General features: G+C 65.7%; 5 protein-coding genes. 3 read left to right on the forward strand and 2 right to left on the reverse strand.

Annotated features, from left to right (window positions below):
• Positions 1 to 14: 14 nt before the first annotated feature.
• A complete protein-coding gene (locus tag Q0R27_RS12020) occupies positions 15 to 3,413 on the reverse strand; it encodes a glycosyltransferase (RefSeq protein WP_293945101.1) in 3,399 nt (1,132 codons plus the stop codon).
• Positions 3,410 to 4,027: a DedA family protein gene (locus Q0R27_RS12025; protein ID WP_293945103.1), complete on the reverse strand. Its 618-nt coding sequence runs from the start codon at positions 4,025 to 4,027 to the stop codon at positions 3,410 to 3,412. The genes Q0R27_RS12020 and Q0R27_RS12025 overlap by 4 nt, the downstream gene beginning before the upstream one ends.
• Positions 4,028 to 4,575: 548 nt before the next feature.
• Here Q0R27_RS12025 and copC point away from each other — a divergent pair.
• The 3 genes from copC to Q0R27_RS12040 all read left to right on the forward strand — a co-directional run bounded on the left by copC (position 4,576) and on the right by Q0R27_RS12040 (position 6,433).
• Positions 4,576 to 4,962, forward strand: a complete 387-nt coding sequence (copC, locus tag Q0R27_RS12030) for a copper homeostasis periplasmic binding protein CopC (protein WP_293945105.1) — start codon at positions 4,576 to 4,578, stop codon at positions 4,960 to 4,962.
• A gap of 3 nt (positions 4,963 to 4,965) precedes the next feature.
• A complete protein-coding gene (gene copD, locus Q0R27_RS12035) occupies positions 4,966 to 5,910 on the forward strand; it encodes a copper homeostasis membrane protein CopD (protein ID WP_293945107.1) in 945 nt (314 codons plus the stop codon).
• Positions 5,911 to 5,995: 85 nt separating this feature from the next.
• Positions 5,996 to 6,433: a hypothetical protein gene (locus Q0R27_RS12040; protein ID WP_293945109.1), complete on the forward strand. Its 438-nt coding sequence runs from the start codon at positions 5,996 to 5,998 to the stop codon at positions 6,431 to 6,433.
• Positions 6,434 to 6,446 lie beyond the last annotated feature (13 nt).

Consider the following 6,446-nt stretch of genomic DNA (forward strand, 5'->3'; position numbering starts at 1 on the left):
CCCACGTCCCCGCGCTATCCCGCGCGGTGCGTCCCGAGCTGTACTTTGCCGCTCCGCGCGATCGAACTCCAGCCGACGCGCGGGCCGCGCAACGCCTGCACGATCGCCTTGATCACCACATAATACATCGTCTGGCGGTACACGAACCGCATCGGCACCAGCCAGATCAGCAGCCGCTTGTTCTCGCGCTTTTCGAGCACAAACGCGATCAGCCCGGCGACCAGGTCGATCGCCGCGAACAACAGCCAGAACATCCCCATCCGCGCGGGATCCCCCTTGACCGCGCTCAGCCCATGCTCGTGGATCGAGGTCAGCGTCGCGATGATGTTGACGATCAGCGCGAGGTCGATGATCGGCGAGATCATCGCAAAGATCAGCTGGAACAGCATCACCTGCGGCAGCCCGACGATCGCGAGGCCCCGCGGCCGCCCGGCCAGCATGATCCGCTTGTGCTTCCACAGGCACTGGATCGTCCCGAACGCCCAGCGGAAGCGCTGCTTGGCGAGCTGGCGCAAGGTCTGCGGCGCCTCGGTCCAGGCAATCGCGTGCTGGTCATAGGTCACGCCCCATCCCGCGCGCTGCACCGCGATAGTCAAATCCTGATCCTCGGCCAGCGTGTCGGGCGGATAGCCGCCGACGCCCAAGATTGCCGCCTTGCGCCACGCCCCGACCGCACCCGGCACGACCGTCATCGCGCCGAGTTGCGCCAGCGCGCGCCGCTCGAGGTTCTGCGCGGTGATATATTCCAGCGCCTGCCACTTGGTGACCAGGTTGATACGGTTGCCAACCTTGGCATTGCCCGCGACCGCGCCGATCTTCTCGTCGACGAACCAGCGCGACAGGCGGGCGATGGTGGTCGGCTCGAACTGCGTATCGGCGTCGAGTGCGATGACGATCTCGCCGTTCGCGAGGCCGAGCCCCAGGTTGAGCGCATTGGCCTTGCCGCCGTTGGGGATGGTCAGCAGCCGGACCCTCGGGTCACCCGCGAAATGCTCGTTGACAACCTCCGACGTCCGATCGCTCGATCCGTCGTCGATCACGATCACCTCGAGTTCGACCCGCTCGCTCGCCAGCACCTGCCGCACCGACCGCTCGATCACCCGCTCCTCGTTATACGCCGGGATCAGCACGCTGACGAAGCGCTTGGGATCGATCGGCGGACTCACCGTCCGGCTCTCGCGCCGCGCCCCGACCAGCGCCAGCCCGCTCAACGTCAGCGCGCGCAGGATGCCGAGCGTGATCGCCAACCCGAACAACAAGCCCATCGCCTGCACCCCCAGCCCGAGGCTCTCAAAGAGCGCGAGGTCGACCCGCGCCGCCGCCCGGTCGCCCGGCGACAGCAGCGGCATCGCCTGGTCGCGCGACAGCCCGGCCAGCGCCGACACCGGCACGAAGCGATATCCCGCGGCGCGCAGCCGGTCGATGATCGCCGGCAGCGCGGCGATGGTCTCGGTGCGGATTCCGCCCGAATCATGGAGCAGCACGACATTGCCGCGCTTGGCCAGCACCCCCGACAGGACGTTGTTGACGATCGCCTGCGCGCCGGGCCGCTGCCAGTCCTGGGCATCGACGTGAAGCCCGACCGAGATATAACCGCGCTGCTGCGCCTCGAGCGCGGGGAAGATCTCGTCCGCGGTCGACGGCTCGGCGTCCCCGAAAAACGGCGCGCGGAAGAATTTCAGCGTCCGCCCGGTGAACGCCTGGAACAATCGCTGCGTCGCATTCAATTCGAACAGCGTCTGGGTCCGCCCGGTCGTCGCCAGGTTCGGGTGGGTATAGGTATGGTTGCCGATCTCATGGCCCTCGGCGATCATCCGGTTGAGCAGCCCGCGCTCGGTCAGCGCATTCTCCCCGACGATGAAAAAGGTCGCCGGCACGCCCTTCGCCTTGAGGATGTCGAGGATCTGCGGGGTCCACCGCGAATCGGGCCCATCATCGAACGTCAGCGCGACCGTGTTCGGCGCATAGTTGGTCCGCGTGATGACGTACGGCCGCGGCAGCGTGACGAAATCGACCCCGGCGATCATCCCGTCGCGGGTCAGGATGAGCTTGCGCTTGCCCGGCGTCGGCAGCGACGAGATGCGCAAGATCTCGCCCGTCCCCTCGACGTCGACATTGGTCCCGTGCGGCAGGCTGACGAGCGCCGCGGGGTCGCGCGGCACCTTCGCCCCGCGCCCGAAGATCGACCACAACGCCGGGTCCTCAGCCCCCATCCGCCACAGCGCGACACTCCGCAGCCCTGCCCGGTCCAGCAATTTCATCTGGTTGAAGGCCGAAGCCGCGTCGAGGATCCACAGCGTATGGCGGTGACCGAATTCGTCGTCATAGGCGACGCTCGAATTGCCGCTTGCCCGGTCGAACACCGGCTTGGCGTCGCTGTCAGCCGCGTCGAGCCACGCTTCCTCGACGTTCAGCGGATCGCCGCCCGCCCCGTTCTTGTCGGGATCATGCCAGTCATAGGCATAATTGCCGATGGTCACGATCGCCTTTTCGCGCGGCACCTGGCGCAGCGCGCTCGCCAGCTTCGACGCCCACCATTGCTGCGACGCGATCGGCCCAGGCGGCCCATCGTTGGAGTGTTCGTCATAGGCCATGAGAAACACGCGATCGACGACCTTTGCCACCCCGGCTAGGTTCCACTGCGCATCGACCGGCGCCGCGACCGTCGTCAGCCATCCGTGGCGGTCGAACAACGCAGCCGCCTCGGCCAGGAAGGTGACGTAATCGGCTTGGCCGACCGTGCTCAGATTCTCGAAATCGAACACCGCGCCCGACGAATGACTGGCGATCAGAAACGCCTCGATCTGGCGGATCAATCTCTGACGTGCGGCCGGGTCGGCGAACAGCGCGTCGGCCGCCGTTCCGTCGAAGCTGCCATTCGCCGCATTCTGTACCACCGGCAGGATCAGCGGCCGGTGCGCCGCGCCATTGAGGATCGCGCGCCCGTTGGGATCGGGCAGGACGTTGAACTGGTGCGTCGGTCCGGTCACCGTCACCCACACCGGCGCCAGCCAGTCGAGGTCGCCGATGTGCCGTTGCAGTGACGCCGTCGAACTGCGGTCCCACGGCGTGTAGAAACCGATGCTGAGCGGCTTGCCCATCGCCACGGCCGCCGCCACGGCCTGCTTCGCCCCGACCCGCCGCGGGCTCGGCGGTTTCGCGCCGATCAGTCTTAGTATGGCGTTGTTCAGACTTCGCCCGGTCACGTCGAGCAGGCTCGATCGTGGTGGCGGCACTGGCTTGCCCCGCTCCAGCGCGACAGGCAGCGGCTCGGCTGCCGGCAGCAGCTGGATCGTCGCCGCCAGCCCCGCCAGCGACAGCACCACCAGCAACGCGAACAACAGCAACGCCGCCCGGAACCGCTTCCGCCGCCGCCCCGTCGGGTCATAGAAGATCGCCGCCCGATCGCTCATCCCGCCCGCTGCTCCACTTCCTCATTCTCTCGGTCGATTTCCTGCAGCCGCCGCTCGGCGAGCACCCGCTGCCGCCGCCACTGCATCCACGCCAGCACCGCGACGATCCCGACCGCCGCCGCGATCATCGCGTTCCACGGGGTCAGCAACAGCTTGGCGAGGTGGACGATCTGCGGCCCGAAGCTCCACCCGATCAGCACCAGCCCCGGTCCCCAGATCGCCGCCGAGAACATCTGCAGCAGCGCGAAATCGCGCGCCCGCACATGGCTCATTGAAATCGCCACCGGGCCGACCACCCGGAACCCATAGATGAACCGGAAGCCGAAGCAGAACAATCGCGGGTGACGGTCGATCATCTTCAGTGCCCGCGCGAACACCGGCTTGTCGATGATCTTGTGCACCAGCCGATGATCGCGCTGGGTCCGCGCAACGAGGAAGAAGATCTGGCACGACACGAATGCCCCGATGAACGCCGCCAGCGCCGCCCACCACGGGCTGAACATCCCCCCGCGCGCGATCGCCCCGCCGATCACGACCGCGCTCTCCCCCTCGATCGCCCCGCCCAGCCCGACCCCGAGCGCGCCATATTGTTCAATCAACTGGTGGAAACTCATGACTGCGCTCTAGCCCACCCGCTCCCCCGGCGCCTCCCCAAATCCGCGCGATAATAATGTTGCTCTACACGAACCGGTATGGTTATCTAACCGAGTCGTTCAAAGTAGAAGCGACATTACTAGCGACGCCGCCAGCAATGCCGAAAGCTTCAGCCGCGCCTGGGACATCGCGCTAGACGACGGCGTGCGCCAGCCTCGCCGCCAACTTCCCCGACGACCTCACGGGCGAGGAAGGCGAGCCGCTGAGCCTCGAAGACGCCACCAAAATGATTCGCGAGCAATGGGGCCTGGGAGAATTCGCCCCGCAACCCAAAGCCACCGACGAACCGAACTCGGGATAGGACGCCGGGTCGATCATCGCGAAATGGATACGCCTCACCATCTTACCCGGCCCCGGTCCTTTTCGCGGCGAACGGTGAATGAGGTGACTATTCAGGCGCGGTTTATGGCGATTCACCTATGCCCATCCTCATGACGAACATGCGAACCGCGTGATCCAGCTTTCAATTGCCAGGCGGTTCTCTAACCCCGCATCAAAGGAACACGACATGGCCCTACGGCGCATTATCACCGGTTCGGCGTTCGCTGTCGCCCTGCTTGCTGGCGGGGTAGCGCAGGCGCATCCTCATCTTGTTGGCTCGTCTCCCCGCGCCAACAGTGGCGTCGCGGCAACCAATCGCGTCTCGCTGACCTTCAGCGAACGCTTGCTGGCGCCGATGAGCGGTGGTGACGTGATCATGACCGGCCACCCGGGCGTCCCCCATCACATGCCGATGAAGATTGGCGGCTTCAAGGCTTCGGTCGCCCCCGACGGCAAGACCCTCCAGTTCATCGCCGCGCGCCCGCTCGCCAAGGGCAGCTATCAGGTCAAGTGGCACGCGGTCGCCGCCGACACCCACCGCGTCGCGGGCGCCTTCGCCTTCCAGGTGCGGTAACCGATGGACCTGGCCGTCGTACTGATTGCGGCCAGGTTCGCGCTCTATCTCGACCTGATGCTGGTCTTCGGCTTGCCGCTGTTCTCGCTCTACACGCTGCGTACGGCGGGACAGCAGGCCAGCGTCGACGTCATCCGATCGAGCACAATCTCCATACTGCTGCTGGCCGGCATAGCGCTGTCGGCCTTCAGCTTCCTCCTCATCGCCGCCGTTATGAGCGACGTCCCGGTTCACGAGATCGACCGCGACGCGCTTCGCGCGATGCTCGACGAGACCGCAATCGGCACCGCTGCCAAGGTTCGGACCATCGCCCTCCTTGCCGCTTTGCCCCTGAGCTTCTTGCTTCGAGCAAAGCCAAGGACCTGGTGGGCGCTTGCATCGGGCCTTGGAGCGGTGGCGCTTGGCTCGTTGGCCTGGACCGGCCACGGTGCCGCGGACGAGGGCAGGGTCGGCCTCGTCCACCTCGCCGCCGACATCGTTCACCTGCTTGCCGCGGGGGTCTGGATCGGCGCGATTGCCGCGCTGTTCCTGCTTCTCGCCCGCGCCAACAAAGAGTGCGATGATCCGCACGATCGAGCCATTCTTGCCCACCGCGGGCTCGATGATTTCTCCATCGTCGGCACCATCAGCGTCGCGCTGCTCATCGTCACTGGAATCGTCAACAGCTGGATCCTGGTCGGGCCAGCAAATTTCCTGTCGCTGCCGGCTTCGCTTTACGGCCGTCTGCTGCTGATCAAGCTGCTGTTGTTCGCCGGAATGCTTGGTCTCGCCGCCTTGAACCGGTTCCGCTTGACCCCCGCCATTAAGGGCTCGCTCGCGACTGGCCAATCCGCCGCGGCGGTGAGCTCGATCAGCTACAGCGTCGCGGTCGAAGCGATCCTCGCCGTTGCCGTCCTGATGCTGGTCGCCTGGATCGGCACGTTGGACCCGCTTGCGACGAGCGCCTGATTCCTGAACCTTGGCTGCAGCGCGGGCTCACCGGTCGTTCAGCCAACAAGGCGCTGAATCCCGTTACAGACATTCAGGAGGTCCTATGCGCAGCTTGCTTCTTTCCGCCCTCAGCGCCGTTGCCCTGGTCGGCTTCGCCGCGCCCGCCGCCGCCGCGCATCCCAACGACGATCAGGATCAGCACGAAGATCAGCATGATCAGCTCGGCGAGGAGCATCATGACGTTCACGATCAGCTCAACGACGTCCATAACGAGGCCCACGAAGAGGGGCTCTCCTGGAACGAGCATCAGCGTCTGCACCGCGGGTTAAACCGCGCCCACCGTCGCGCCGACGGCAACATCGCGGCCGAGCATTATTACCAGCACCAGAACGACCAATATGGCTACGGCGGCTACAACAACGGCTATTATGGTTACGCCCAGCCGCAGGGCTACAACGGCTATAACAACGGCTACGGCTACAACCGTACCTACGGCTATCGCACCATCCGCGTTCGCCACCACCGCTACCGTGGCTATTAAACGGTCCGACTTG

Source organism: Sphingomonas sp., from assembly GCF_025362505.1.
Taxonomy (GTDB): Bacteria; Pseudomonadota; Alphaproteobacteria; order Sphingomonadales; family Sphingomonadaceae; genus Sphingomicrobium.